The 26491-nt window shown below is 31.0% G+C and carries 17 protein-coding genes, 1 tRNA gene and 1 pseudogene; 4 read left to right on the top strand and 15 right to left on the bottom strand.

What is annotated here, in order from left to right; genetic code table 11:
* Window positions 1-63: 63 nt before the first annotated feature.
* A complete protein-coding gene (locus tag ACGH46_RS04915; protein WP_411604496.1) occupies window positions 64-444 on the bottom strand; it encodes a VOC family protein in 381 nt (126 codons plus the stop codon).
* 127 nt (window positions 445-571) lie between these two features.
* Here ACGH46_RS04915 and ACGH46_RS04910 point away from each other — a divergent pair, with 127 nt between their 5' ends.
* Both ACGH46_RS04910 and ACGH46_RS04905 read left to right on the top strand, forming a co-directional pair.
* Window positions 572-1543 carry a helix-turn-helix transcriptional regulator gene (locus ACGH46_RS04910; RefSeq protein ID WP_411604493.1) on the top strand — a complete coding sequence of 324 codons (972 nt, stop codon included), beginning with the start codon at window positions 572-574 and terminating at the stop codon, window positions 1541-1543.
* A 742-nt stretch (window positions 1544-2285) separates the two neighbouring features.
* Window positions 2286-5801 carry an AAA domain-containing protein gene (locus ACGH46_RS04905; protein WP_411604490.1) on the top strand — a complete coding sequence of 1172 codons (3516 nt, stop codon included), beginning with the start codon at window positions 2286-2288 and terminating at the stop codon, window positions 5799-5801.
* Between the two features lie 390 nt (window positions 5802-6191).
* On the opposite strand, the gene ACGH46_RS04900 is transcribed toward ACGH46_RS04905, so the two are convergent.
* From ACGH46_RS04900 to ACGH46_RS04840, 13 genes and pseudogenes are all read right to left on the bottom strand, one after another.
* Window positions 6192-7706 (bottom strand): tannase/feruloyl esterase family alpha/beta hydrolase, encoded by a 1515-nt coding sequence (locus tag ACGH46_RS04900; protein WP_411589845.1) that lies wholly within the window; start codon window positions 7704-7706, stop codon window positions 6192-6194.
* Between the two features lie 263 nt (window positions 7707-7969).
* The gene (locus tag ACGH46_RS04895; RefSeq protein ID WP_411589846.1) at window positions 7970-8815 is read right to left on the bottom strand and encodes a hypothetical protein; all 846 of its coding nucleotides are present in this window, start codon (window positions 8813-8815) and stop codon (window positions 7970-7972) included.
* 257 nt (window positions 8816-9072) lie between these two features.
* Window positions 9073-9903, bottom strand: coding sequence for a carboxypeptidase-like regulatory domain-containing protein (locus ACGH46_RS04890; RefSeq protein ID WP_411604487.1), 831 nt, complete (start codon window positions 9901-9903; stop codon window positions 9073-9075).
* A gap of 8 nt (window positions 9904-9911) precedes the next feature.
* Window positions 9912-12725, bottom strand: coding sequence for a phage tail protein (locus ACGH46_RS04885; RefSeq protein ID WP_411604484.1), 2814 nt, complete (start codon window positions 12723-12725; stop codon window positions 9912-9914).
* Window positions 12695-12913 (bottom strand): hypothetical protein, encoded by a 219-nt coding sequence (locus ACGH46_RS04880; protein ID WP_411589850.1) that lies wholly within the window; start codon window positions 12911-12913, stop codon window positions 12695-12697. Before ACGH46_RS04880 ends, ACGH46_RS04885 begins: the two co-directional genes overlap by 31 nt.
* Complete coding sequence (locus ACGH46_RS04875) at window positions 12913-13152, bottom strand: hypothetical protein (RefSeq protein ID WP_065557716.1); 240 nt, start codon at window positions 13150-13152, stop codon at window positions 12913-12915. The genes ACGH46_RS04880 and ACGH46_RS04875 overlap by 1 nt, the downstream gene beginning before the upstream one ends.
* 9 nt (window positions 13153-13161) lie before the next feature.
* Window positions 13162-13947 carry a phage BR0599 family protein gene (locus ACGH46_RS04870; protein WP_411604481.1) on the bottom strand — a complete coding sequence of 262 codons (786 nt, stop codon included), beginning with the start codon at window positions 13945-13947 and terminating at the stop codon, window positions 13162-13164.
* A complete protein-coding gene (locus ACGH46_RS04865) occupies window positions 13931-15109 on the bottom strand; it encodes a hypothetical protein (protein ID WP_411604479.1) in 1179 nt (392 codons plus the stop codon). The genes ACGH46_RS04870 and ACGH46_RS04865 overlap by 17 nt, the downstream gene beginning before the upstream one ends.
* 231 nt (window positions 15110-15340) lie before the next feature.
* A complete protein-coding gene (locus ACGH46_RS04860) occupies window positions 15341-16957 on the bottom strand; it encodes a hypothetical protein (protein ID WP_411604476.1) in 1617 nt (538 codons plus the stop codon).
* A 246-nt stretch (window positions 16958-17203) separates the two neighbouring features.
* The gene (locus tag ACGH46_RS04855; protein ID WP_220217140.1) at window positions 17204-17509 is read right to left on the bottom strand and encodes a hypothetical protein; all 306 of its coding nucleotides are present in this window, start codon (window positions 17507-17509) and stop codon (window positions 17204-17206) included.
* 26 nt (window positions 17510-17535) lie between these two features.
* A complete protein-coding gene (locus tag ACGH46_RS04850) occupies window positions 17536-17955 on the bottom strand; it encodes a hypothetical protein (RefSeq protein WP_065557711.1) in 420 nt (139 codons plus the stop codon).
* Between the two features lie 37 nt (window positions 17956-17992).
* On the bottom strand, window positions 17993-19534 hold the full coding sequence (locus ACGH46_RS04845; protein ID WP_411604472.1) for a phage tail tube protein: 1542 nt from the start codon (window positions 19532-19534) through the stop codon (window positions 17993-17995).
* A gap of 653 nt (window positions 19535-20187) precedes the next feature.
* Window positions 20188-20636 (bottom strand): annotated as a pseudogene (locus ACGH46_RS04840) (cupin domain-containing protein).
* A gap of 447 nt (window positions 20637-21083) precedes the next feature.
* Between ACGH46_RS04840 and ACGH46_RS04835 the strand changes: the two are divergent.
* Window positions 21084-24890 carry a hypothetical protein gene (locus ACGH46_RS04835; protein ID WP_411604469.1) on the top strand — a complete coding sequence of 1269 codons (3807 nt, stop codon included), beginning with the start codon at window positions 21084-21086 and terminating at the stop codon, window positions 24888-24890.
* Between the two features lie 930 nt (window positions 24891-25820).
* Here ACGH46_RS04835 and ACGH46_RS04830 read toward each other — a convergent pair.
* A tRNA-Ile gene (locus ACGH46_RS04830) sits at window positions 25821-25897 on the bottom strand.
* Window positions 25898-26118: 221 nt separating this feature from the next.
* Here ACGH46_RS04830 and ACGH46_RS04825 point away from each other — a divergent pair.
* The gene (locus ACGH46_RS04825; RefSeq protein ID WP_065557704.1) at window positions 26119-26478 is read left to right on the top strand and encodes a DUF4156 domain-containing protein; all 360 of its coding nucleotides are present in this window, start codon (window positions 26119-26121) and stop codon (window positions 26476-26478) included.
* The last annotated feature ends 13 nt before the right edge of the window (window positions 26479-26491 follow it).

Genomic DNA, 26491 nt, shown 5'->3' with positions numbered 1-26491 from the left:
ATTCCTCATAAAGAATGAGTGCATAATACAGTCCCCATGGTTTTAATCTCTTAAGACATTATTCTACTCAAACTTTGAAGTATCGGTAGCGCAAACACGGAGTCGATGACCATCGGGATCATTTCCTACAAATGTGTATCCAAAATCAAGCATTTGAGGTTCAAGTTCAATTTTAACGTTTAGTTCCTTCCATGTCGAATAAATCGCATCTACATCATTTTTTGTTACATCACTAAATGACAACTCAAAACCACCATAATGATTAGGTTCCTTTGGCGTTATTTTATTAGCCTCTTGGAGCCCCAAAATAAAATTGTTATTCATTAAAAATACAGCAAAGCCAGGATAAGTTTCAACAGGTGGACGCCCTAGTATTTTTGTGTAAAACTCTGTGCTAGCATCGACATCTTTGACATAAACAATAACGCTATTAGGTTTAAACATTTTTTCTTTCCTTTTAGTGATAAAAATTAGTTCAATTAATTTTAGTTATCTCTATTTTGATGTAGCATTGCTGACAACTGTATGTCATATTTAAAATTCAATCTAAATTATTTTGCAAACATAAAGCATGAAAATTAATCGTATAATTACTACTATCATGGTATTGCTACAAAGAGAAAAAATAACTGGTAAAGAATTAGCAGAAAAATTAAATGTATCATTGCGTACTATTTACCGAGATAACCAAGTTATCGAGGGAGCGGGTATACCCATTATTACCTATCAAGGAAGTGCCGGTGGAATAAGTATTTTAAAAAATTATAAAATTAGTAAAGGTCTATTCACTAAAGAAGATGTCATTGTTTTATTAAAAGGCCTCAACTTATTATCCTCACCAGTTTTAAAAGAAAGTGAAAATTTAAGAACACTCGAGAAAATAAAGAGTTTTTTATCAGAACAAGAACTTGATGAAGTGACAAATAACTTAAATCAACTTATTGTTGATTTATCTCCTTGGTTTTCCAAACAAAATATTGATAACAAAATATCTATTATAAGACTGGCACTGAAAGAACAACTGCTTTTATCGTTTGATTATATAAGTATTAGGAATAAACAAGCGACACGTTTAATTGAGCCATATAAACTTATTTTTAAGGAAAAAGAATGGTATTTACAAGCTTTTTGTCTAACTAAAAATGACTTTCGTGTATTTAAATTGTCAAAAATGTCAAACCTTAGAGAAACTAACACTAAATTTATTAGGCAAACAACGCCTGAAGCATTTTCTTTATTCCAAACCGAAATGAAAAAAAAGATTTTTAAAATAAAATTATTAATAGATGAATCGCTTTTGGAACGTATTTTAGATTTTTGTGACGAAAAAGATATTAAGAAATTAAACGAACAACAATATCTTGTAAATTTTGACTTTATTGATGATGACCACAGTTATGGCATTTTGCTGAGCTTAGGTCATCAATGTATTTGTTTAGAGCCTGAACATATACGTCACGAACTGGTTGAACGAGCAGAAAAAATAATTAAATCTTATAAAAAATCGGTCAATTCATTTATTCCAAATTATCCTATCAATTAATTTGTCATCAATAAGTGATTATGGTAATTCAAGTCCGTGAAAGTCAATTAAGTATCACAAAAAACTAGACGGTTAGCAAAAGCAATATTGGTGTCTGTCTTTTATATATAATAAGTTATAAAGTTTAATTCGTACCTCGTTTTCCGTTTCAATATCCATAAAAATATATAAACATATCAAATTCAATAAAATTATATCAAGACTTTACCCTAGCACACTATTAACAGGTACTAAAAGTATAATTAAGCCCCCTCTTTTCATTATTCAATCGGATATACCTAATTATTCCAACTAAATTCAAATAGCATTAAACAAAAACGACTTCTGAAAAAGCCAAAAGATATCGAGTTTTATACTCTTTACATTAGATCTGATAGTTAATATCATATAAGTTTTAACACGGTATAGAATAATAATTATTATCTTTTTTTGTAAAGAAACTCTAAAAATTAAGATATAGATTGTTGTCGAACGACAAACCTAATAGTTATATAAACAGATAACTTAAAACGTTTATAATTACGGAAAAGCTTTTGGGATATGATGAGGCTTAAGTCACAGAAAACAAATTCTCGAAGCTCTAAATTATAAAAATGAATATATTTACAAAAGTAATTTGAATATTCTTCAAAAATTATTGATATCTAACCTAATAGATAACTTGCTAATTATGATAAATAATAAAGTTTATCTACTATCATAGATTTTTTTTTAAGGGAAGCGAAATAATAAGGGATAATTTATGGACAAAAATGCTCAATTTTTTGCAGGCTATTGGCGCAATTCTTTAGTGGATTCTATTTTCGCAAAAGGTGGGTTGGATAGCAAAGACATTGAAAAGTTTTTAATATGTGACTCAGTGGTATTGGAAAACGGTCAAATTAGCAATGAATTCACTCAACAACTTTTTGAAAATGAGCCAGAAGATCGCAAAACTATTGAGGTCAGTTTAAGACCTAAAGTTTATCGAAATATAATTGAACATACTTTTGCCAAAAAAGATATCCCTGAGTTTGTTGTGCCAGTAGCAACCAATGCATTATTGGCAAGAAATGGCAGACTATACCCCTTGAACAATGAAACTATTATATCTCGTGATATTTTAGAGCCACTGGTAAAGGGTTCATTTTCAGTAGGTTCGGTAGACAACCTTGACCTATATTTAACCTCTAATATTGTGTCCGGTATTAATTATCGGGAAGATGAGCAAGGAAATTGTATATTAACGGAAGAAGAATATAGCGTAGCTTGGAAAACCTATTTAAAAGATTGTGATTCACTGCTTAAAGCCATCGCTAAAGATTGGCTTGAAAGTGATAATACTTTTGAGTCATTAAATTACGGCTATATCATCAAAAAAGATGTTATCAAAAATGCAGCTATGCACATAGTTTCTTTATATGACAAGTTACGTGATTCTACAGATGACATCCCACTTTTTAGCAAATTCGCCTCAAAACATTCAACGAAGAAACAACCTTGTTTAGCTGGCAATAGTCTTTTTTCAAAACGAGTGGCTCACTCAGGTGATCAATTTCCTTTAGCAGATGCGCAACGAGATGCATTGAATCATTTTTTAAGTACTGAAAATGGTGAAATATTAGCAGTGAATGGTCCACCCGGAACAGGAAAAACAACCATGCTACTTTCTGTGGTGGCCTCAATATGGGCACAACATGCACTGGATGAAATTGAACCTCCCGTCATCGTAGCTGCTTCCACCAACAATCAAGCCGTTACTAACGTTATAGATGCGTTTGGGAAAGACTTTTCTATAGGAGAAGGCGTTTTTGCAGGTAGATGGTTACCTGATATTGCTAGCTTTGGTGCCTATTACCCTTCTCGAAGTAAATCAGAGAAAGCTGAAAAAATATATCAAACCGAATCTTTTTTTACTCAAATTGAAACTCAACAATACTATGAAAAAGCAAAACAGCACTATATAAATTGTGCGCTACAAGCCTTCCCTGAGTTAGATTTAAAAGATTGCTCTGTCAAAGACATCGTAAATAAACTCCACCAAGCATTAAAAAAAGAAGCGGATAAATTAGAACATATTGAAAAATCATGGCAAAACTTATCCAACCTACGCCAAGAGGTAAAGCAGCTTTATGGAGATTCTCTAACAGATACAAAAAATAAATATGATCAACAGTTACAAACTGAACGAGCAACCAAAAGTCTTTGGCAAAATGTGGAAACATCTTGGCTGCAATATCTAGCTAATGAAAGCATATGGCTTTCACTATTTTCATGGATACCGGCAGTAGCTCAAAAACGCTTATCAAACGCCAAACTTTACCTTAAAAAAATATGGCCGGCCGAACAAAAACAACAATGGCAAACGATAAATAGTATTTCCCAATTTGTTGAAAATAAACTTAACACATTCGAACTAACAATACAAAAAAATCAAAAAACGCTCAAAGAGATAGATCATCTTATTTTAAAGTTAAATCAATCTTTGAATGATTGGCATGTTGCATTACAGCCTTTGGGTATAACTGATAAAGACCAAGAAATAACATTCACTCAAGTTGATACGCTTACAGATATTAAAATTCGCTTTCATGTATTCTTACTGACAACCCATTATTGGGAAGGACGTTGGTTAATGGATATGGAAGAGCTGCTACCAGACCTAGAAAATTGGAAAAGAAAAAATGGTGCTGCACCGACTAAAAAGCGTTGGTATTTACGTATGAAGCTAACGCCCTGTATTGTTTCCACATTTTTTATGTTACCTGATAAATTTATCTACACAGGAGCAGAATATAAGAAAAATTACTTATATAACTTTGCAGATTTACTTATTGTGGATGAGGCTGGTCAGGTATTACCCGAGGTGGCAGGGGCATCATTTTCTTTAAGTAAAAAAGCACTCATTATTGGCGATACATTCCAAACTGATCCTATATGGTCAGTCCCTCCTAAAGTCGATATCGGTAATTTGCAAAAGGCTAAAATTATTTGCAGTTCAGATATTGAAGAGGAGTATGAGCATCTTAAAAAACTAGGAAAAACGGCATCCTTCGGTAGTGTGATGAGAATTGCACAACAAGCTTCTAATTATCATTATGATCCAGAAATGGAGCCCGGGATGTTCTTATATGAGCATCGCCGATGTTATGATGAAATCATTGGTTTTTGTAACGAATTAGTCTATAAAGGAAAACTCAAACCAATGCGGGGTAGCTCACCTGAAAAAGCAAAATTTCCGGCATTAGGTTATTTGCATATTGATGGTATTTGTCAAAAGGCCCATACTGGCAGTCGTTTCAATAAGTTGGAAGCGACGGTTATTGCAAAATGGCTTATCGAGAATAAAGACATTTTAGAAAATCAGTATAAAGAACCAATAAATAAAATTGTTGGCATTGTTACCCCCTTTGGAGCACAAGTTGCTGAAATAAAGAGAGCGATTAAGGAGTCAGAATGTGGAATCAACATTGATGATGAAGAGGATTCATTAACTGTCGGTACAATTCACTCCTTACAGGGAGCAGAAAGGAAGATCATCATCTTTTCAATGGTTTACTCAAAACATGCCAATGGTAATTTTATTGATGATAAATCGAGCAAGTTGAATGTGGCAATTTCACGGGCAAAAGATAGCTTTTTAGTCTTTGGTGATATGGATATATTGGATCCTTCTTCGAAATCGCCAAGAGGAGCGTTAGCCAAATACTTATTCGCTAATCAAGATAATGAATTGTTTTTTGAATATATTGCTAGGGAAGATTTAGTCAAATCTAGCAATAGGGATTATCAAATTATTAAAGGAACAGAAGAACATGATACGTTTCTTCAAAATTCTATAAAAAATGCCCAAAAAGAGATACTTATTGTCTCACCGTGGGTGAGATTAGCGGCTATTGAAATCACCAATATATTAAATGTTATGGAGATAGCTGTAAAAAAAGGCGTGAAAGTTTCTGTTTACACTGATCATCAGCTCAATACATCAAACAAGAATGAAGATAGACAAAAAGAAATCGAAAATGAATTGTCTTATATTATGACGGAGTTTAAAAATAAAGGAATTGAAGCTAAATTTGTTAAAAATGTCCATAGTAAACTAGTGATTAAAGATTATGATCTACTCTGCATAGGTTCATTTAACTGGCTCGGCGCTCAAAGAAAAGGTAGATATGTAAGACATGAAACGTCTATTGCTTATCAAGGTAAAAATAATAATTTAGTCAATGAAATTAAACTTCTAAAAAGTAGCTTTGAAAGTCGATTTTTAAAACGTTAAGTAATATTTGCGCTAGATATTATAAATTATGTTTAATTAAATTATTATCCGAGGAATTTACCAAACAGATAATAGGTATTTGGATACAATTATTTAACGATATTGCCCTTTTCATAATCCATACCTTGCGATGGATGTATTCAATATAAAACAACTGGCAAGAATGATCATGATGATAAAAATAATATACACTGTAGGTGGAGGTCATCAATAAGGGTTAATAATGATTTTATTATCAATAAAATTCTTTTTATTCGGGCATTATTGTGATTAAGATTGTTTAAAAAGATGGGATTTAATCTAACAGAGCGCTTATAGAAAAAGCTAACTGTTAGATTAAACTTATGTCATTAAGTCAATTTCCAGACCTATTTAGAACTACTAAGGCATTTACTGACATTCAAAATTAGCAGGATTATTGGTATTACCCTCACCTTTGTAAACTGTTTTTTGTGGATATGCACATAATGGTCGTTGTAAAGTAAGATTACCATTCTCTATTTTTTTGGCTGTTAGGTTTTTTGGCGGTTGTTGTTTTTCGACCCAATTTACCAGTGATTCAAAACCATTGATCTGGTCTGCACCATCACCACCATTACAATGATCAACGCCAGGTGCCATATAAAGCTTAACAAATTCATCCGTGTGTTTCTGTCCCCCCATTAATTTTACAACGTGATTGTAATAATGAATCGTCCCTTTGGGTGGGATTAAACGATCATCCCAACCATGCCAAATAATCATTTTTCCACCAGATTTATTAAACTGACTCAAATCTGGGTTATCCGTTCCCATAATAGGTCTGAATAAATCGACTGATTCATTAAAATAATCGACAAAGCTTTGGTAGTCCATGTTTTTCCAATCAAGATTTGGATTCTGTGCTATCCAATATTTTAGATAATCAACAGGGATTGGAAATGGTTCACTACCAGCTAGTGCCTCTTGCGGTGCGGTTTTTTCCACACCAAACCATAAGGATTCTCCAAGTTGATTCGTCGGACCTTGCCAAATTTTTCGTAATGCTATAATTTCAGCATCATTAAAATTATGTTGTTTTAAAAAGTTATCAGAAATTTCTAATGCTGTTGGATCATTGATTATACCGTCTTTAATTCCATCTTGTTCATCAGCTAATTGAATTATTGCCTTTCGTAACATTATAAGTTTATGAGTGTCAATCGGATGCCCTAACTCCTTTTGCATAACAACTTGAGGCCACAATTCAGAAGGGATAAATTTGTCCCATTGAATTGCTGGTGCCACAATATAGATACCGTCATAATCAGCGGGAAATCTTTGCGCCTCCATTAATCCTTGTCGCCCACCCGTTGAACAACCATTCCAATATGAATAGTCAGCCGGTTCACCATAATAAGCTTGAATAATTTGTTTAGTTTTAATTGTCATTTCATGAACACTACGATAAGCAAAATCCACTATCGTATCGGCTTGTAACTGATTATTCTTGAATACAAAATCACCTTCAAACAGATTTCCGCTATGTCCGGTATCAGTTCCCACTGTAGCATACCCTTTTTTAACTGCCACAGCTAATTCGTCAAAAGGAATAAAACCAGCATATCCCCCTCCCCCAATGGCTTGTAAACGATGATTCCATTGAGTTGGCAACCAAATTTCAACATTGATTTTAGGTTGAATCACCAATTCAACCCGACAAATTTGAGGAAGATGAGATATTTCTTTTGTATCCGCATTGCGCAATGAATCCGCTAAATTAGACGGCGGCGTAAAACGATCGGCAATAAGTTCTGTTTTGATAATTTTAGCATCATCAAATTTAAGGTTTACTAATGCTTGGCAACGTTCGTTATCATTAGCGTTTGCAAAATTGAAAGTACCAAAACAGCTTAATATCGTCAAAAATAATAGACAATGTTTCATTCTTACCCATCTCCTTGTGAATTTAATCATTTTTTTAAGTTTACAGATTATTAGTATTTTTATAAATGATAATATCAGTTTTACAACGTTATAGTTAGGCTGAAATTTTGGTTAAGTTTATTGCTGTATTTTAAATTTATTTTATAGTTTTGATAATTAAATCATAATTTTTATGTATGCTTAATGATAAAAACAGCCTCGTGTTGAGGCTAATTTATTATTTAATTGATTTGATTTATAAAAAATACTCTATATTCTTTGGCTCAAACCTTAATATTATCTATAATAGCGGCATTTTTATTACCGGTTGTTTGATCAAAGGCTACGGCATAATATTCATGATTAGGTCTTATTCTTAAACTCACTTGACCATTTTCATCTGTGGTATAAGTCATCATGACTTCTCCCGTTTTTCTTAAACAAAGCTGAATTTCGCAATGCGATAAAAGGTTACCCTCTTCATCTTTTACCTGTGCGACAACATCTTTACGATTAACTAGCCAACTAATAATATCATTGACAATCTGTATTGCTTCTTCCGTTAAGGGGCGGCTAAAAGGAAAACCGATAAAAGCACAATCGCTACCAAAAACTTCACCATTGACATTTAAACTGCCTTGGCGGAATATGGCGGTATTAATATCATAAACCCCATTGACCATCTGATTCACTGATAAAATTTCGATTCCATACTCTATTTTTAAATCTTCTCTTATCATAAACGTGTCACCGCTATTGATAATTGCGCCTGTTTCGATTTTTTTATCACAGGTTAATACGTCGCTAACATTAATTATCCTATTTAAATTTCCACTTGAATAATACATAGGTTTTTTGGTCATTCCCAGTGACATAATACAGCCCGTACTATTTCTGGTTCCACCCGCTATAACTGGAATACCCTTTTTAGAGCAGTTTTTAATGCAAAATGATGTGGTATATTCTGTTCCATTTCGATAATCCATAATTAGATCGAATGTCGATAAATACTGTTCATTGTAATCTGTCGAGCTTGCTATACAAAAAGTAATGTCATGATATGGATTTAGTGCATCTATCATTGATTGCACTCTTATAAGTTCTTCACTGCATATAACAATTTTGGCCATGTTGACCTCCTGAAAAACGTAATTATAAAATTTAAAAGATTGATAAAAACAATTAACCATTCATTGAAAATATATGTTTATTAGCATGTACAAGTGATTTTTGATTCTAAACGTCGTTTTAATATCGTAATAAAATGAATGGTCGAATTGAGATGTTATAATTGGTTAGGTTAGAATTTTGGTTTTAAGTATTATTTAAAATTATCTAATAGGTTAATTTTATGAGACTTATATTGATATGTTATTATTATGATTAATCAAACTTTGATATTATCTATAATTACTGCATTTTTCTTACCATTATCTTTATCAAATGCAATGACATAGTAACTTTGTCCATAAAATACTTCAGCAGAAAATAAACCGTCTTCATTACTTGTTATTTCCGAAACTAATTCTCCTGTTTTCTGATCATATATTTTTACCTCTCTTGAGATTGGTTGATCTGTTTCATCCACCACTTTCCCCGATAGGGTTGTATAATTTTGAAAACAAAAATTGATAGCATTATCGAGCATTTTTATCGCATTTCTTGTTAAATATTCACGATCTAAGAATGACATAAAAATACAATTTGCGCCAAAAGTTCCCCCATATTTATCGACCGTTCCTTTTTTAAATTGTGCACAAATGATTAAATCATCACGTTCATGATACATAGCGCACAGTGCTTCACCCCCAGGTGCCATTGAAGAAATAGGAAAAGACGTACACCATGTTGGCTTCAAATAAGGGGCACAACCCAATTTAGGGATCTTTTGTGTTATTAAAGATATTTTTAATGGTCTTAAGTAATTCCAATCACTAACTTGATGTTCATTTTGATCAAACATACCTAAATCTTTACCTAAAGAAACTGACGATGAATTTCCTTCAGCTACAATTGCAGGAATACCATTATCCACACACTGTTTAATTACCTCTTTACGCGAATATTGGTTTGTTGATACGATTAAATCGTAGGTCATCAATTGATTATAAGTTATATTGTCATCTATCAGATAATCAACTTGGTGACCTAACCCTTCAAATACATTCTTGATGTCTTGTCGAGAGGTGCTATTAGATATAATTGCTATTTTTGCCATAATTTTTCCTATTTAATTTTGACTAGTAGATTATTTTTATCAATTGCTGATTGTTCTTCATGAATTTTAAAAATTAAGTCATTATGAAGTTCAATCGAATGAGAAAATGGTGTAAAACAATAAATATTATCGACAATACTTGATATTTGAATATCTAGCGTTCCCTGAAGATATTCAGAAACATCCAATTCAAATGCAGTAACATCAATAATTTGATCTACAATTATTCTTTTATTGAGTTTGATGGTCACATGATATTTAACACCACTTTCTGGTGTAATATCGCTTTCATACCATCCAATAAGTTCTCCTGATGTTTGTTGAAGTCGATTTCTCGATGACCATTTGATGTAGAGTTGGTCGGTACTGAGTTTATCGGGAAAATAAAAATTATTTATCGTAACATTTGCAGGAGGATAAGGTTTTGCAGCTCGACCTTGAATATTAATCATTGCACCTGTCGCTAATGAAGGATCTAATGAATCAGTAGAAGTGTTTGTAATAATTCGGCAATCAACTTTATCACCTTGATAATATTCATCACTTTTTAATGATAATTGTCCCCCACAAAAATAGACTTTACTCCCTTTTTCATGTTTTTCTGGTAATGTGTCAAGACACCCTCTTTTGACGGTCAGCTGATTGTTAGAAAAAGATTGAACATATAAAATTTCGTTTCCAATCAAGATCCAGTTATAGTCTTGTTCTGGTGGATTAAAGTTGAGTGTAATAATTGATGTAACTTGATCAAGTTCATGCTCTATTAATCTCATTTCACAATCTATGATATTTTCTGGATTCTCAAAAGTATTCGAAAGAGAGGTAACTAACTCACTATGAAAAGTCCCCTCTGGTGGCGATGCAATTGTTGCAGCTATTTGACCGATCGACTTATCATCTTGAATCATAAAATCAACTTCTCTTTGCCCGTAATTATAAACCAGTTCATAATAGGGACATTCCATAATAACGTAATGTTCAGCTGGTTTAGCTAAATTTATATCGGTTGTGGGTATAATGACGGGTTGATTACTTACCACTGTCGATGATGGCAATGAAAACACATCTCTCATGCATTCAACGGTAACTTCATTACTTTTCTGAGTACCGTAATCAAGTGAAGTTACACGCATTACGGCTTTATTTAGCCCTAGCTGTGGCATATCCAATACAAAAACATCACCACGATTAAGCATTCTTCCGTCTAAATTAAGGGATAATGAAACAGAAGCTAAATCTGAAGATAATGCGGCTAAATCACGAAGTGCTAGTCTAGAAGCTAATGAACGATTGTAAACCATATCATAAGTAACAGTCGTATTATTTTCACGTCCAGCCATCAAAATTAAAGCATCATCCCGAACAGTCACCGAACCTTGTTTATAGTCATTTGTTCTGTCTATAAAATTGACGGTAACCGAGTTAATCATCTCAGTAATGATATTTTTTTTAATATCGGAAATTTTGACTATATTCGTTTTATCAAAAAGAGGTAATTTTTCAATATGGTAGTCATTTCGAATTACTTTTATTTCAAATTGATTTGTTTTAGCATTTTGATATAAAACACAGTTTGCAGTATTTTCAATATTTTTCTTCAAATCTTCAAACTTACTTTGATCATTCCATATATAAGAAAGACCAAGTTTTTCTCGATAAAAGAGATCAGCAGCTTGTCTAAATGAATCTTCGTTAATGCTGTTCTTGATTAGGCTCGAATTAAAACCATTTTGCTGATTAAGTACTAATTCTCTTAGTATGTGGGCGGGATTCATATCTGCATTGAGATTATTGATTGCATTCATGATGGTATCATAAATAATGTTCGAATCGGTTCCCTTTATTACTGGTATCCCATCTTCTGGCGTATTATCAATTTTTGAACTTAATGATTTATTGGTATTATCAACATTGATACAAAATATTTTGACATCATGTTCATCTTGTTCATTAAATTGACCTTTTTTATCAATCATATTATGAATTTCTTCATTTTTGATATGGTCAGCATTTTCTAATTCACCATCACTAACAAAAATACAACATCGATTCATTGTTTGATTGAATGTGTCTTTAAAGAAATTTATAGAATGAGATAACACATTTTCAAGATTTTCTCCGCCAACAATTTTTAAATTATCAATAAAAGATAAAAGACCTACAATATCGTTTTGAGAAACTTTTCTAACTAGTTTTGTTTGTGGATTTCCGCCTTGATAAGTGGTTATCAGAATATCTAATCTTAATGTCATCAAATCGATTGAAGTTGAAAGATTTTGTATAGCACGTTTCATCGCTGATTTAAGTGCTTGGATTCGCCCTCCACTCATACTCATTGAAGTATCCAATATAAAATGGATAGCTGTATTTGCACTTCCATTTTCAGTTTTTATCACTGCTTTACTGTCATACCATTGTCGTGTTTTTTTGGAGTCTTGATAATGTATACGCTGAACAACTGCCGAAATATCTTTCATATAAGGGTTATTTCCCCAATAAAATTGTCGGAATACAAGACCCGCGACATGACGATAAGCCGGTACAATAGCTGATAATTTACTTGCCAAATAACTATTTCGATTATGTTGATGATGACCTGAATACACATCAACTGTACCTGATACACCACCTTCCCTTTTGTCACCACCGAATAATCCTTGTTTATTTATGGCTATTTGTCCATCTTGCACAGCACCTCGCCATGCTGTCCTGTCTGCTACGCTAATATTAGTCAATTTATCTATAGTGCCTTGACATAAAACCATACTGACTCCAGCGTAATATTTATAACCTACAGTTTGCTTTTTCTTACTTCCGCCCATGTTCTACGCTCCGCATGTTCTATAACTTGATTTGCCATTGCATCATTGGTTGATTTTAAAATTTCAGAATCTATTCCTTCTTTCAAAAATTGGTTCCAATCGAGTCCATGACGTTTAAAAAACTCCCGTCCACCACGACTACATTGTTTTACTGCAATCATATCGTCTCTGGTTACAATTATTTTCATTATTTTTTGCCACCTTTTTTTCTAATAGCTGACGTTTTTTTATCTCCAATCCAGGTATAAATTGGATTGGTTATCTTAACGGTACCAAATACAATGGGTATTCCCGTTCCTTCTGTTGAAGTTCCCGTTTTAAATTCATCAGCTTCTATTTTTTGTTGATTTGCTTTACCCTTTGAAGACACCATCCCAACGACCATTCCAACAACAACAGCAACTAATGCAGAAATTAAAAAAAACATATTTCGCTCCTAAACAATTGAATTACCGTTATTTAACGGTTCTAAAGGTAAATAAGGAAATCCACCATAATTGATGGTGTTATTAAATGAATGGCAAGAATTTAGGGTTCTTAAACAACCTTTGTACAGCGTAATTTGTAATATCCCTTTATTTAAATTGTCCAACAATTGCTGATTTTTTCTCATTAGGACTATTGATGATTGATTATGTTCTTTAATAAACGTCTGTTCGCCTTCAGGCGTCCTTAAAATACCTGCCGTGAAATAACCATTTTCAATTTCACGTTCAAATTCAACCGTGACGATATCATTTTCATAAGCTAACACAGTGCCTTTTACCTTAAAATCCTCTCTATTTAGACCACAATGTTCGCCATAAAGAGAATAACGACAATTACGCTGAATTTTTCCATTTACACCAGTTTGCCCTGAGCGTGTAATCAATAATTCAAATGTCATCACCATCTCTTTTTCTGATGTTGATGTCTGAGTTAAACGCCCACTCCATGACATCGTAGTCATATTTTTTTTATCGAGAATATAGATATCAACAAGTAAATGCTTCGTGATATCCGGGTTTATCCATGATTTCACGACTTCATTAGTAATTGGCATGGTTATATCAATTTTATTTTTGGAAATAGCGGCATCCCGTTTTATCGCTGTGCGATTGATGGACTCTTTTTTATATGTCTGATTATCAATATTTAGTTCACGCATACCATTGGTATAACGATATGTATTGATTCCATCATTAAAAACATATAATTCAGCTTGTTTAAAAATATTGATCATCGAAAACCTCGATTATTGGAATGTTAGATTGAGCTTGTAAATAGGTATCGTATTCAATTTGTATATCATCGGTGTCAAAACGACATAACATTAAGTGACTAATTTTTGTTATAGGCTTAGTGATAACTTGATCAATCGTTAATTGAATACTTTTACCCGTATTTTTAATATTGATAATTTTCACATACGAAACACTATCTGGATGAAATAATGCTAAATATTTAAATGATGGGTTAAATGATTGATTTTCTATATAAATCTTATCGCCTAATATATGTGTTTTAACAAGATTTTCATCGTTATCACATAACCAAAATGCGTTAAGTTTTCCTTCGATTCGATAAATAAATTTTTTAAAAGCCTGGATTTCTTTCAGTCCATCAAGGTAAAAAGTCAAAGATCGAGACAGCTTTGAATATTGCCAATTCTCAATTCGGGTAATTTTACCTAGATCATAATCAACAATTTCAATATCTTTTTGAATTGTTGATTCATTCACTCCATAAAAATTATGCAATACTTCTAATCCAAGATACTTGATACCATAATTAGCGCCGCTGCTAAAATTCAATTCATGACTTAGCTCAACACTAATATCTATTTGACTTTCATACCCTGAAGTCGTGTATTTAGTATTAGTAAGATAACATGGCATTAATGGAAGAATATACGCTGCTTTATAATGATAATTTATCGGTTTTATATTGACCTGCTTTTCAACAGGAACTCTTTTTTTTAGTTCAAACACTAATTTGGTTTTTTTGGGTTCTATGAAAACAAATTCTAATGGCTTTTGTTTTGGTAATTGTAGCCATTCATTTACTTCACTATGTTCAGCATTCTGATAAATCAAAAACTTATCACCCACTTTTTGATTTAAGATATTAGGTATAGTTTTCTGACCTAATTCTAGCTCACCAAGATATATTCCTGACAACCAATCTGGTATCAACCATATCTCAGTAAAATTATTTCTGAGTGAATTTAAATAATAGTTACGATTATGAATATGAGTTAAAAATGAGTATTCATAAGAAACTCGTGGTAAAGCACGTAAACCTATTCTGTGCTCTCTACCGTTTTTTGTTTCGATGATATCAGTTAGCCAGGAAAATGTTTCTTTAGCCCCTTTTATGGGTTGTTCTGTAATGATATTTGACATGTTGGCCTTCTATAAAAATAAGAGTTAAGCAATTTTTGATATGTTGACAATGGTGAAAGGCTAGCTAAATGCGCTTTTGTTAATTTGTTCTTGAATGTTTATAAAGAAAAAGCGCCAATTGAGGCGCTTAATTTTATTAGTTACTCAAGTTTTAAATCCACTTTGATCTTATAACTATATCATTTGGGATTTTCAATTTTGATGCAATTTGGTCTTACTTAGACATTTTAATTAACAAGCTTTCACTATTGTTGCTAGTTCATCACCATTTTCTCGATTTATTTGCATTATTCGCTTGACACCTTCTTGAGTAGATAACCATTGCTGTGCACTGTCATTGTCATTGACTAATGCAATATTAATGATTGGGGCAATAGTTTGTAAGCTACTTTCAGCTTTTTCAGATGTTGAAGTTTGATTTGTAATTTGAGGAACTTGTATGCTACTCATATCTCCACGTTGTAAGGCTTCAAGGTTATTAACCCCTATTCGTTGCGTTGCTGACGCATTCATCACAAATTCTTGACCATGTACTAGACCTGCTACCTGAGTTCGTGCCAGGTTCCCCGTATAACCACCTTTCATAAAGCCTGTTGATTGAGATCGAATGGCTGCGACATTCGCCATACCGGAAGTAATAGCCGCCGCCGCTGCTGCTGCACCTAGAGCCGGGCCTATATAAGGAATACCTGCCATAGATGCATAGGCAGCATTAGCAGATTGATAAGTATTTACAATGGCCTGTGCAATCGCTGCTGCTTTACCAACTTTAGCCATCGTAGCATTATTTGAACTTTGTAATTTTGCCACATTGCCAAAAAATTTATCTGCCTGACTTAAAATAACATCATTTTGTTTGGCCCAAACTTGTGCTCTTAATGATGCGGCAACCGACTGATCAAGATTGAATTTTTCTGTAAGAACATTTATTTGATCATACATCGATTGATATTGTTCAATCTGCAAACTTAATAAGCTCCAAGAGTTTTCGAACATTCCTGTAAATGGACTTCGACTATCTGTGTTCAACACGTTAATTATTTCATTATCATCTAATTCGGACAGACTTAAAGCATTAACCAAATCACCAAAATCTTGTTGCTTTTGTTTTTTTGAATTATTCTCTAAGCCGTCTTTAATCGCAAGTATTCTCAAATACTCCTGATTCAATTCGATTGTTTTTCTTAATTCAGCATTTTGCTGTTGATTTAATATTAAACCTTTATTCATCAAATCTAGAGTGATACGATTAAATTCATTTTCTATAGCCCTTTCTTGAGAAGAGAGTTTCATCAGTTCCCATGTTCGCTCTAACTCTTTATTATAATTACCAAGTGGATCTATTGATTCATCATATTGCTGATTCAATAATGTCATATAGTCACTGTACTCATTTTGACTAATTGCTGCTTTTTGATAGATGCCTGCCAATTCTGATTGTTTTTTGTTGAATTCTGTTAGTTTATCATTTATTGGATTTAACGAACTTAGTAAAAGTTGTTCATCTGGAGTTATTAATGTGTTATCTGTATTTTTAGCTGTTGATTGATGTTGTGCTATCCCTGTATTTTTTGTTTTTGTCGTCAATGTATTGAAATTTTCATTTGGATTCTTCAATATTTTTGTACGATTTATTACAACCTCAAAGCTTTTTAATATTTCGTTACTTAAGTTTTTAATACTATCTTCAGCTTTCTTAAACGGATCTGTATTCCAACTATTTTTTAACAATGTTTTTAATTTGTTTAAATTTATTCTTGCTGAAACTGAAGCACTATCGATACCTTTTAGCTTTGTTTTGATTGAGGAAGGAATATTCTCTGAAAACTGTAATGTTTCAATTGCCATATAAACCCCTTTTTTGCCTGAATATAATCAAATTGAGGTACAATATTTATTAACTAATAAGTCTGTCTCTCATGTTGATATATTTTTAAAGCGCTGATTTAAATTATTTATAGGTAAACTTTTTACAAAATAGTAGTAGTTATACAAGTTCATTTTAGCCTTATATAACCACTCTATTTTCAATAAAAAATTTAATGAACTAAGCTTAATAAAGATGAATAATCATCTACTTTTAAAAAATGTTACTTAGTTTTTTGATTTAAAAGCCCGATTAACATATTTTAAATTTACCTTATCCATTTCACGTATTAGATAAACAAAATCATTCGTATCTTCATTATCTAATTGATAAAACCGAGCGTATTCAATGATTGCTAACCATGAAATAGGTGTTGGGCCCATTGAATGTGAACGTGTCGTATCTAAATCGAGAAAAGCTTGATAGTAAAATTCAAGATGTTCGTCAAGTTCGGGTTTATTTTTGATTTTATCTGGAAGTGCTTGTCCCATTTGTTGAGACATTCTGATGATATCTTCGTCCTTTCCATTCATATCAAGTTGATATTCAAGGACTTCAATTAGTTTTTTATATCTTTTTCCAGCTCAACCGTTTTAAATAAATCAATATCACTTGCTTGTGCAATTAAATCATTAAATAAATCAGGCAATTGAGTTAAAAGTTTGATGGCATTTTCAGAAGTGAAAGGTATAATTTTATTGTCACGTCCTTGTATGTTTTCCCAGCCTCTTAGTACACCACCAACAAAAGCTTGCATCGAAATTTCAATGACTTTATCTTCTGGCAAAGAATCTAACTGTATTTGTCTTTTGTATTGTTTAGTTAGTTTTTTGATTAACATCGAGTATTTAGAATTTACGCCTCCCATTCGGGCTAAATAGAACGTTGGAATTGTTCCATCTTTATTGGCTCCATAAGTCACTGGAACCCCATCTTTTTCTTTATTTCTATCTGTTTCAAATTGTTCAAATAAACTCATTTTCTTCTCCTAAAAAGCACAATTATGATTAATATAATTAAACGTTAACATATGGCATTGCTGAATCAGGAAGGTATTCAAATGTTTGATACATCATTGTGTAACCATGTTTGTTTTCCGCCCCTGTTTTCTCAAGTGGTATCGTAATTTTCTGATCTTTTTCTATATTAGGCATACCACCACTTAATGCTAATAAAGGAATGTCAAAAATGACACCTGAATTTTCCGCAGCTAAAATTGTCGAAAAGCCAACATCTGCGTTGTTTCGAATCGCTTCTATCGCATCAACCGAAGAAAAGTAAGCGGTAATTGATCCAGTTACACTAAAATTACCAACTGATACATCAAAGCTTCCTAAAATTCCAAGTCCTTTAACTCCTGTAACACCATTAGAAATAGCTAAACTGGAATCAGTAACATAAGCAAATAAAGCACTTGGTGTTGAACTTTTGGTATCATTAATACTTAATTTTTGTCGATAAATATTAGAAGTTGCGTTAAAAGGTGATGATTTATCACATTCTAAACGTTCACCTATAATTCGATTCTTCCCTTTTTTCGTGAAAGAATTACATCCAACATAATTCAAATCTGCAGTAACATATTGTGCTGAACCCATATTAATGGTTAATTCATTTGCAACTGCCCCATTAACGTATTGGGCTTGAATTTCGTTATTAACTGAACCGAGTGTTCGTTCAAAACAATAGGTTTTTTTAACAATTTTATTTTGTTCTTTTTCATTTTTAATTACCGTTCCAAAATAGATTTCTAATTTAATATTAGCACCGGTATCATTTTCAGGCACAAAGTCGGTATCATCAAAAGTTATTGTTTTCGCAGTAATTTCGGTTATTCTTGCCCAACCTCTATTTTTTGGAAAATAAGAGTCCGATGCATCACCACCAACCCAAATCCATTCACCTTCAATTAATCCGAGCTTAGTTAAATCAGTCGAAGTAGAAACTAATTTAGGTAATGTTCCTTTTTTAACTTCCATTGAACAACTACCAGAGCTGAATTTAAAACCTACCGCAGAAATTTTTGCGCTAGCTGGCGGATTCAATTCTTCTATTTGTGGTGTACTTGAGTTAGTTGAAATATTGTTATCAGAGCAAGAAGATACAATTTTTAAACCATTGTTTGCAAAATTGCTAAACCCTGAAGCATGAATAATCGTGCCTGTCAGTAATTTTTGCGGTAATTTATGACTATCTGGAAAATTATAACCTTTTGATACACTCTTAATAGGTAATGTTTTACCGCTAAGTGATTGAGTTGTAAATTTTTCTCTTGCTTCTGCAAACATGAAGCCTCGCATTAGCCATGGAAAAATATTTTTAGTCATATCAAGGCTAAAACCTGCTGAAGCATCAATATCAACAATTTTACCCTTTTGATTTTGTCGTGAAGGATTGATCGTTTCTCGCTGTAGTAAGGTTGTAGAACCGCCGAAATCACTATAGCTATTTACTTCGATACCATGCCAAACAGGATTGCTAGGAAGTATTTTTAAATCATCTTCTTCTGCGATGTATAAACTTGTAACATTACTGTCAATTGTTTTTGTTGTATTCATATTATTTCCTAATTAATTAAATGTTTTAGTTGTATTTGCAAAATAACAATTGAAAATATTGCTATTTTGCGGTGGTTGATTATCAGAATTTCTAAATAAATCGTTAGAATTGAGGCTATCAATTCATCTAATATACTGATGAGATTTCTGATTTAATTTTTTGAGATTGTATTATTAGAAAGTTGTTGAGAGTTTGAATAAACTCACGATGGAGATGATGTTTAAGGTTTAAATCTAAAAATTGAAAACGTTACTTATGTTAACTTAAAAAGTTGTAAGAAAAGATATAACATCTTTTTTATACTGATGACTCTGTTAGTAAGATAAAATTAATTATTTGTTTACGTTTTTTGAAAACCTCCTTTTTAAATAATTTGGCATTGATCATATAAAAAATAAATCTGAAATATTTTATAAACTATCAATTTCATTTCTATCAACTAAAAAACGGGAAATTATTATTTTAGTAACCCATTAATGTTTTCGAGAAATAAAAAAGCCCCACTATTTATAGCGGGGCTTTAAATAAAATTATCTTAGTTTAGGTTAATTATACACCAAAAATGTACGGTGTCAATTAATCAAGCTAAATTATCGGTTTTAATTAACAAAAGTTATACTTAAAAATAAAGAATTTGATATTTTTAAGGTTTTTAATTATTGATTTGACCCAATTTTTTGTAATCTTCTTCAGATACCGCTTCACACCATTCATTATAGGTATCCTCACCCAGCACTTCGATAGCTATATGGCTAAAACATGAGTCAATCTTGGCGCTATGCCAATGTTTTACATTCGCAGGAATCATAATCACCATACCAGGTTCTAAACTTATTGGCTTGTCCCCATATTTTTGATACCAACCGCTGCCAGCTGTACATATAGAATTTGCCCTCCTCCTTTTGATGCATGATGAATATGCCAATTATTTCGACAACCAGGCTCAAATGTAACATTTGCAATTAATAAAGAGGACTTTGTGGGTTCTGTTAATAAATTTAGATATGATTGACCAATAAAATATTTAGCCTAATGTACATTAGGCTCACCTTGTCCAAATGTATTATTTTTTTCAAATTCTGATGGGTTAATTATTTTCATCATTAATATCCTTGTTAGAAAATGAATTAGTATCTGTGTTAGGAAACTGATTTTAAGAAAAAAGGACTTAATGATTATTTATATGTCCTTTCTGTAAGAAATATCGTATTTTATTGCCCTTTTATTGCATTAAGGACAATCTTTAGCTTATCTAATAATCAGGTTATTATATTTAAGATTATCTAATCTGCAATATAAAAAAAATTGCAATAAAACTTTCTTAAAAAGATAAAGTATAAAAAAATTGGATAAAATTACTAAAATTTCAACCATTAATAAGCAATCAATTGTATTATTTGAATAATTAATTCTAAAATAAAACAAAATCACTTTTTGCATTCCTATATTTAAGAAAAATGATTTTGGAATTATACAGTCTAGAAATTTTTAATACCTTAATCTGAAAAATAAGATATAATTTAAATTATTTAAACTGTGTTATTTATCATGAAAAAATATGTAAAACGAAAAAGTAAATTAAGAAAAAGAAAAAAAAGCAAAACTTATAAAACAACTACTATAGATTACATACAACACCTTAATTTAAATAAATTATTTTATGGGAAAGGAATAAGTAAAAATAACAAGGATGAACTTCCTCAGTTAATAGAAAATTTAATTGTTATTTTCTCCGAATATAATCCTTTAGATACTTTTTTAGCATTAAACATATCTGAATTGTGGCTTCCAAACATTTCTAGTCAAGTAAAACATACGTTAGCACTTAACGTCTTACTTTCCATGAAAGTTGAATCATTCAGAAGTGAGAAAAAAATAAACACATATCAAGAATTCAGACATTTTCTTTCTTCGGTTTATCAATATCTACCAGAATCTCCTTATTTAGAAGACTATGTTCCCGAGCAAGATTGGGATGAAATAAAAGTTTTATGGAAAAATGAACTATATAGGATATTTTATGGTGGTTCTGTTGAACTTATTACTGATTACATAAAAGCATTTGAAATATATTACTCAACTTATCCTAATATTTTAAAACAAATGGAAAATATTTTAATATTACAAAATATTTGTTTTTCTTTTTTTGATAAAAAAAATTTCAACGTTAAAAATAACATCGAACCCGGTTATATAGAAATTCCTTCTGAAGAATTCTGGCACGAATGTTATCATATGCTTGTAAGTATTTTTACTTCTTTTCAAAATGTAGCACACCAAATAGATGAGGTATTAATTAAAAAATTTGGTGATATTGATCGTATTGATAGTTCAAAAACATTATCAAATATGATTCTTAAGGGTGTAGCAATCCCTGCGGTTGGTATAAATATTGATAATAATATTTATCCTGTTTCATTTAGAAATATGGTAAATGTAGTTATTGAATATTATGCAAAAAAAAATATTAAAATAAACAGCTCATATGCATTATCAGATTTTTTGTCGCAAAGGTTTAATAATATAATTAAAGAGCCTTTTAAACTATGTAATAAATGTAAAATTCTTCCTTATGAATTTTTTGGGTTACTTCAAAATGAAAATAATTTTTCTTTTTTTACATTTATCGATATAAACCAACCCAATTATTTAAGAAAACTATATAATGATATCTATAAGTTTTTATTAGAAGGTGAATGGCTTTTAACCAAGCGATCTAATCCAAATTTTATTCAAATTAAAAATAATTATGGCAAACAACCAACTATAGATAACATAGAACTCATTGTTATTTTCCCTCATGTTTCAACTTGCCCTACTTGTACTTTTGAATTGCCCAAATTAAAGTGCGATTATTTAATCCTTTCATTAGTTGAATTCATTTTTTTATTTGATTCAGTGAAAAACCTAAAAGAACTATCATCTTTTAGATCTTATTTGCATAACTATGAAAAAAAAATAAATCCTCTTTATTCCATAGCTGATATATTTGCTTCATTTCAAACAAGCAATTCAGTTTTAGAGGATGGGGCTGTTTCTTTCAATATGATTTCACTTGATCCCCATTTGGGATCCAATTGGCGATTTAATGAATTAAAAAAGTATTGGTTAGCAGCTCCATCAAATTTTCCTTCCTCCAATACAAAATGGAATATTAAACACAGTTATGATGGGAATGTATTATTAATTGCTCAAAATCATTTTGGTGCATCTTGGTCAACAGAAATAAACAATTGTACTATACATTTTTATTCCAATTGCGAGCCTTTATTAATAGAAGATCCACTAAATGGTGAATTGCTTACTTTATTTTTAGAGTGTATTTGTGATGCTTTATCACAACGCAAAGATATTTTAAAAGATATATCATTTTTAAAATATAAGAATTTGGCTATAAACTGTTTAGCCGATCAAAAATATTTGGTTAATAGTAATGACGATATTAAAGAAAGTGATGAGCAGGAACTAGTTACATCATATTCATTAATTAATAAGGAGGATATATCTGCTAAATTAGAAATTGGTATAAATCTACAATTACTCCAATATAAATTGAATAAACCACAAGATGCTAGCTTCCAAGCTGAAATTTGTATTGCTTTTTTTAAACTTATTTCAACGATTCTTTCCTTTGAATTTCCTTCAGAAATAGAACAAAAAATTCAGCAAACTAAAGATAGAATTCCGAGAATTATTATTTCTAAAGAGCAACGAAATTTTGACACTTTAGAAAAATCTCCCAAAATACCTGAACAAAAACACTTTAAACTTGCTCGAAAAAAACTGGCACAGTTAATTAAAGACAATGATATTCAAAAAGGAAAATATGAGTTACATGAAGCTAAAGATATAATTAATTCATTAGCAACCTCTTTTAGAGACAAAATACATGCAACAATTACTTCTTTTAATCGAAATGAATTATTGTTAAATATAATTGAAAATTATGATGCTTATGTCAATGAAAATCATAATAAAGAAAAACGAATCAAACTTAGTCTTCAACATGAAGTTAATTATAATAGAGTCGAAGAGTTATCAAAATTAAATATGGAATTTAAAAGAACAGCTGCTAATTATAGATATTTATTAGAATGCGCAGTAAATTTAAATTCGAAAAGTACTTATTTACCTGAAACAGATGAAATATTACAATTAATCGCTGATGTTGATTGGTTAATCGTTCTTTATAACTTCAGCGATATTATACACAATGATATTGATGTAGGAGGATTAATCGTTGATAATTTTTATATTCCTCAAGTTTATTTCTCTAATAATAGAGAAATAAATGAAAAAATATTTAATGAAGAACAGGCTCGTTATAAACTTGGTTATAACTTAAATATTGATGATGAAATAGAACCTAATATTTTAATTAGCAGATTAGAAAGACTTGACGCTGCATTTAAGCAAGATCTTGATTTCAACTATTCTAGTTTATTAGTAACCTTTTCTATATTATTTCAGTGGGCTCAAATTAATCAAATTCCAATGAATTTATCATATACATCAACTAAGGCTGAATTAGAAAAGGTTTTAATAAAAAACTGTAAAAACTTATCTATCGATGAAGCAAGAAAAATAATTAATTTTCTTATATTAGAGCCAAATCAAATAAGAAAATTATTAGGTTCTGAGTCAGAATACTTTGATGTTCCTATATCAGATCATAATAAACGAGGTCATAGATATAATATACGCCCACTAATCGAAATTGATAATAAAATAATTTGGGGAGCAGCTGCAACCTATAGGTCTTATATGATATGGGCTAACCATTTAGCAAACGGTTATCTTCCTGCTGAATTTGAATGGAAACATGTCTCTCATGAAGTTAGAAATATAAAAGAGTATATCGAAAATCAATTAGAAACAAAAACTTTTGAGATCATTAAACGATTTACATCGTTTTTAGAAAAGGGAATTGATTTTAAACGTAGATTCAAAAAAGAAAAATTTCCAGATGTTGGAGATTTTGATACATTAGCTTACTTTCCGGAAAAGAACATTTGGCTAAATATTGAGTGTAAATATAATCAGCCATATTACTGTATAAAAGATATGAGACGATTAAGAGAGAAAATATTTGGTAAAGGAGATAAAAGAGGTCAAATAGGAAAAATAGAAAAAAGAATAACTTTTTTGACTGATAACCAAGATAAAATTCTTTCTTTATTAAATTGGAATAATCCTGAAGTAAAATGCAAACCTCAAATTATTAATTTATATATTAGCAGACAAATTTATTGGTGGTTGAGATACCCACCATATGCAGTTGATATTAATTTTGTGCAAGTTGATTTTTTAGACTTTTGGTTGCAAGAAAAAATTTCAACAATATGCAGTGTATAATTTGAATGGATATAGGAAATTATTTACACTAAAATCTGTCATGTCTCGATTCGATTTGATTCGATTTAAATACGATAATTCATGTAAAAAAATTTATCAATGTTTTCCAATTCAATCATTACCGAATTAATTACCAAAGGAAAAACTTTTTTTTTCAATTTTATGATACTAACAAAGTTTTTCATTATTAATGAATAATGTTAATTATGGGCTATTATAATTTTTGATGTTATTAATGATATAATTAGAATAAATATTTTAATATAGGAATAAAAATAAGTAATCATTTAATAAACAAATTAAAAAGTATTACCAATAAGTACAAAGATTGTAAATATTGTGAATAGTTATACTAGGAGTATAGCTTCAACAATTATGTTTTATTACATGGATGGCAGTTAAATAGTTGGGTGAAAGGTTTTCGTATATTTATTATAGAAATTATTTTCTGTTTGGAGAATATGAGGATTTACATCCATATAATGAAATTTTATAAAAAAACTTGAGAAAAAAAGAGTCTGTTTTCATAAGACTTAAAATAATTGTTTATGTAAGTATTATTATATTTACTTATAAATCTATAGTTCAATCTTTTTAAATTTATCTATCCTCCCTTTTTTTATTCGTCTTATAGGTTGATATCTATTTTTCCATTTACAAGCAAATACCAAATGACATTAGGAGAGCAACACAAGGTCATTCTATTTGGTTGTTTCCTTTTTTAGGGACTAATATTATTATCTCTTTCCATCACTACATCATTAAAGATCTAAACAAAAACAGGATCGCCATTATGATTAATGCGTTAAGGGCTAATAAATACTACGGCAGTTTTTGAATTTGAGCTAAATCATGCATAAATTATAAAAAATGGATAACGACTTAGATAAAGATATGTTATATGTTTTTAAATTTGCTTGATTCTTATGATGGTGGCCCCTACTGGACTTGAACCAGTGACCAATCGATTATGAGTCGACTGCTCTGACCAACTGAGCTAAGGGGCCTTTAGTGATGTGCTACTAAGTTAGTAGGGTTGCGATTATAATAGACTTAAATCGATTTTGCTATAGTTAAATGCATAAATTAAGTCGGTTTGCTTATTTCTTAATCTTTAATCTATTGGATACTTTGGATTTTAATAACTGATATTTTTAAACCCATTAACCTGTTACAATGTTTTAGGTTATAATTAATGTTCTGTTGTTCTAATGGCTGAGGAAATATTATGTCTTGCAAAAAATTATTATTAGTTAGTTTAACAGTGTCTACAGCGTTATTTTTAAATGCATGTAGTAATTCTCAATATGAGCTTACCCAAGCTGGGCGTCAAGTTCAGTTTGTTGATACTAAACCAACGGCTAATTGCCAACTGTTAGGTAAAGCTGAAGGACGTCGTGGAACATTTTTTTCTGGTACAAAAACACATAGCGAATTGATACGTGATGCTGCATCTGATTTGATGAACAAAGCTGCCGCTATGGGGGGAAATGTGATATATGATGCTCAAGATGCATCATTACAATATATCTCAGATGTTGCTCCAACTGATGCGGTTATGGTTGGTGATGTTTATCGTTGTAATTAAGATTGATTAAAAG

Source organism: Gilliamella sp. CG22, from assembly GCF_046635725.1.
In the GTDB taxonomy this organism is placed as follows: domain Bacteria; phylum Pseudomonadota; class Gammaproteobacteria; order Enterobacterales; family Orbaceae; genus Gilliamella; species Gilliamella apicola_I.
The sequence above is the reverse complement of the archived record's forward strand: the minus strand, read 5'-3'. Positions and strand labels throughout refer to the sequence as shown.

Coding starts and splice junctions, on each gene's coding strand:
- ACGH46_RS04915 (WP_411604496.1), bottom strand. CDS start 444: ATGTTTAAACCTAATAGCGTTATTGTTTATGTCAAAGATGTCGATGCT.
- ACGH46_RS04910 (WP_411604493.1), top strand. CDS start 572: ATGAAAATTAATCGTATAATTACTACTATCATGGTATTGCTACAAAGA.
- ACGH46_RS04905 (WP_411604490.1), top strand. CDS start 2,286: ATGGACAAAAATGCTCAATTTTTTGCAGGCTATTGGCGCAATTCTTTA.
- ACGH46_RS04900 (WP_411589845.1), bottom strand. CDS start 7,706: ATGAAACATTGTCTATTATTTTTGACGATATTAAGCTGTTTTGGTACT.
- ACGH46_RS04895 (WP_411589846.1), bottom strand. CDS start 8,815: ATGGCCAAAATTGTTATATGCAGTGAAGAACTTATAAGAGTGCAATCA.
- ACGH46_RS04890 (WP_411604487.1), bottom strand. CDS start 9,903: ATGGCAAAAATAGCAATTATATCTAATAGCACCTCTCGACAAGACATC.
- ACGH46_RS04885 (WP_411604484.1), bottom strand. CDS start 12,725: ATGGGCGGAAGTAAGAAAAAGCAAACTGTAGGTTATAAATATTACGCT.
- ACGH46_RS04880 (WP_411589850.1), bottom strand. CDS start 12,913: ATGAAAATAATTGTAACCAGAGACGATATGATTGCAGTAAAACAATGT.
- ACGH46_RS04875 (WP_065557716.1), bottom strand. CDS start 13,152: ATGTTTTTTTTAATTTCTGCATTAGTTGCTGTTGTTGTTGGAATGGTC.
- ACGH46_RS04870 (WP_411604481.1), bottom strand. CDS start 13,947: ATGATCAATATTTTTAAACAAGCTGAATTATATGTTTTTAATGATGGA.
- ACGH46_RS04865 (WP_411604479.1), bottom strand. CDS start 15,109: ATGTCAAATATCATTACAGAACAACCCATAAAAGGGGCTAAAGAAACA.
- ACGH46_RS04860 (WP_411604476.1), bottom strand. CDS start 16,957: ATGGCAATTGAAACATTACAGTTTTCAGAGAATATTCCTTCCTCAATC.
- ACGH46_RS04855 (WP_220217140.1), bottom strand. CDS start 17,509: ATGAATGGAAAGGACGAAGATATCATCAGAATGTCTCAACAAATGGGA.
- ACGH46_RS04850 (WP_065557711.1), bottom strand. CDS start 17,955: ATGAGTTTATTTGAACAATTTGAAACAGATAGAAATAAAGAAAAAGAT.
- ACGH46_RS04845 (WP_411604472.1), bottom strand. CDS start 19,534: ATGAATACAACAAAAACAATTGACAGTAATGTTACAAGTTTATACATC.
- ACGH46_RS04835 (WP_411604469.1), top strand. CDS start 21,084: ATGAAAAAATATGTAAAACGAAAAAGTAAATTAAGAAAAAGAAAAAAA.
- ACGH46_RS04825 (WP_065557704.1), top strand. CDS start 26,119: ATGTCTTGCAAAAAATTATTATTAGTTAGTTTAACAGTGTCTACAGCG.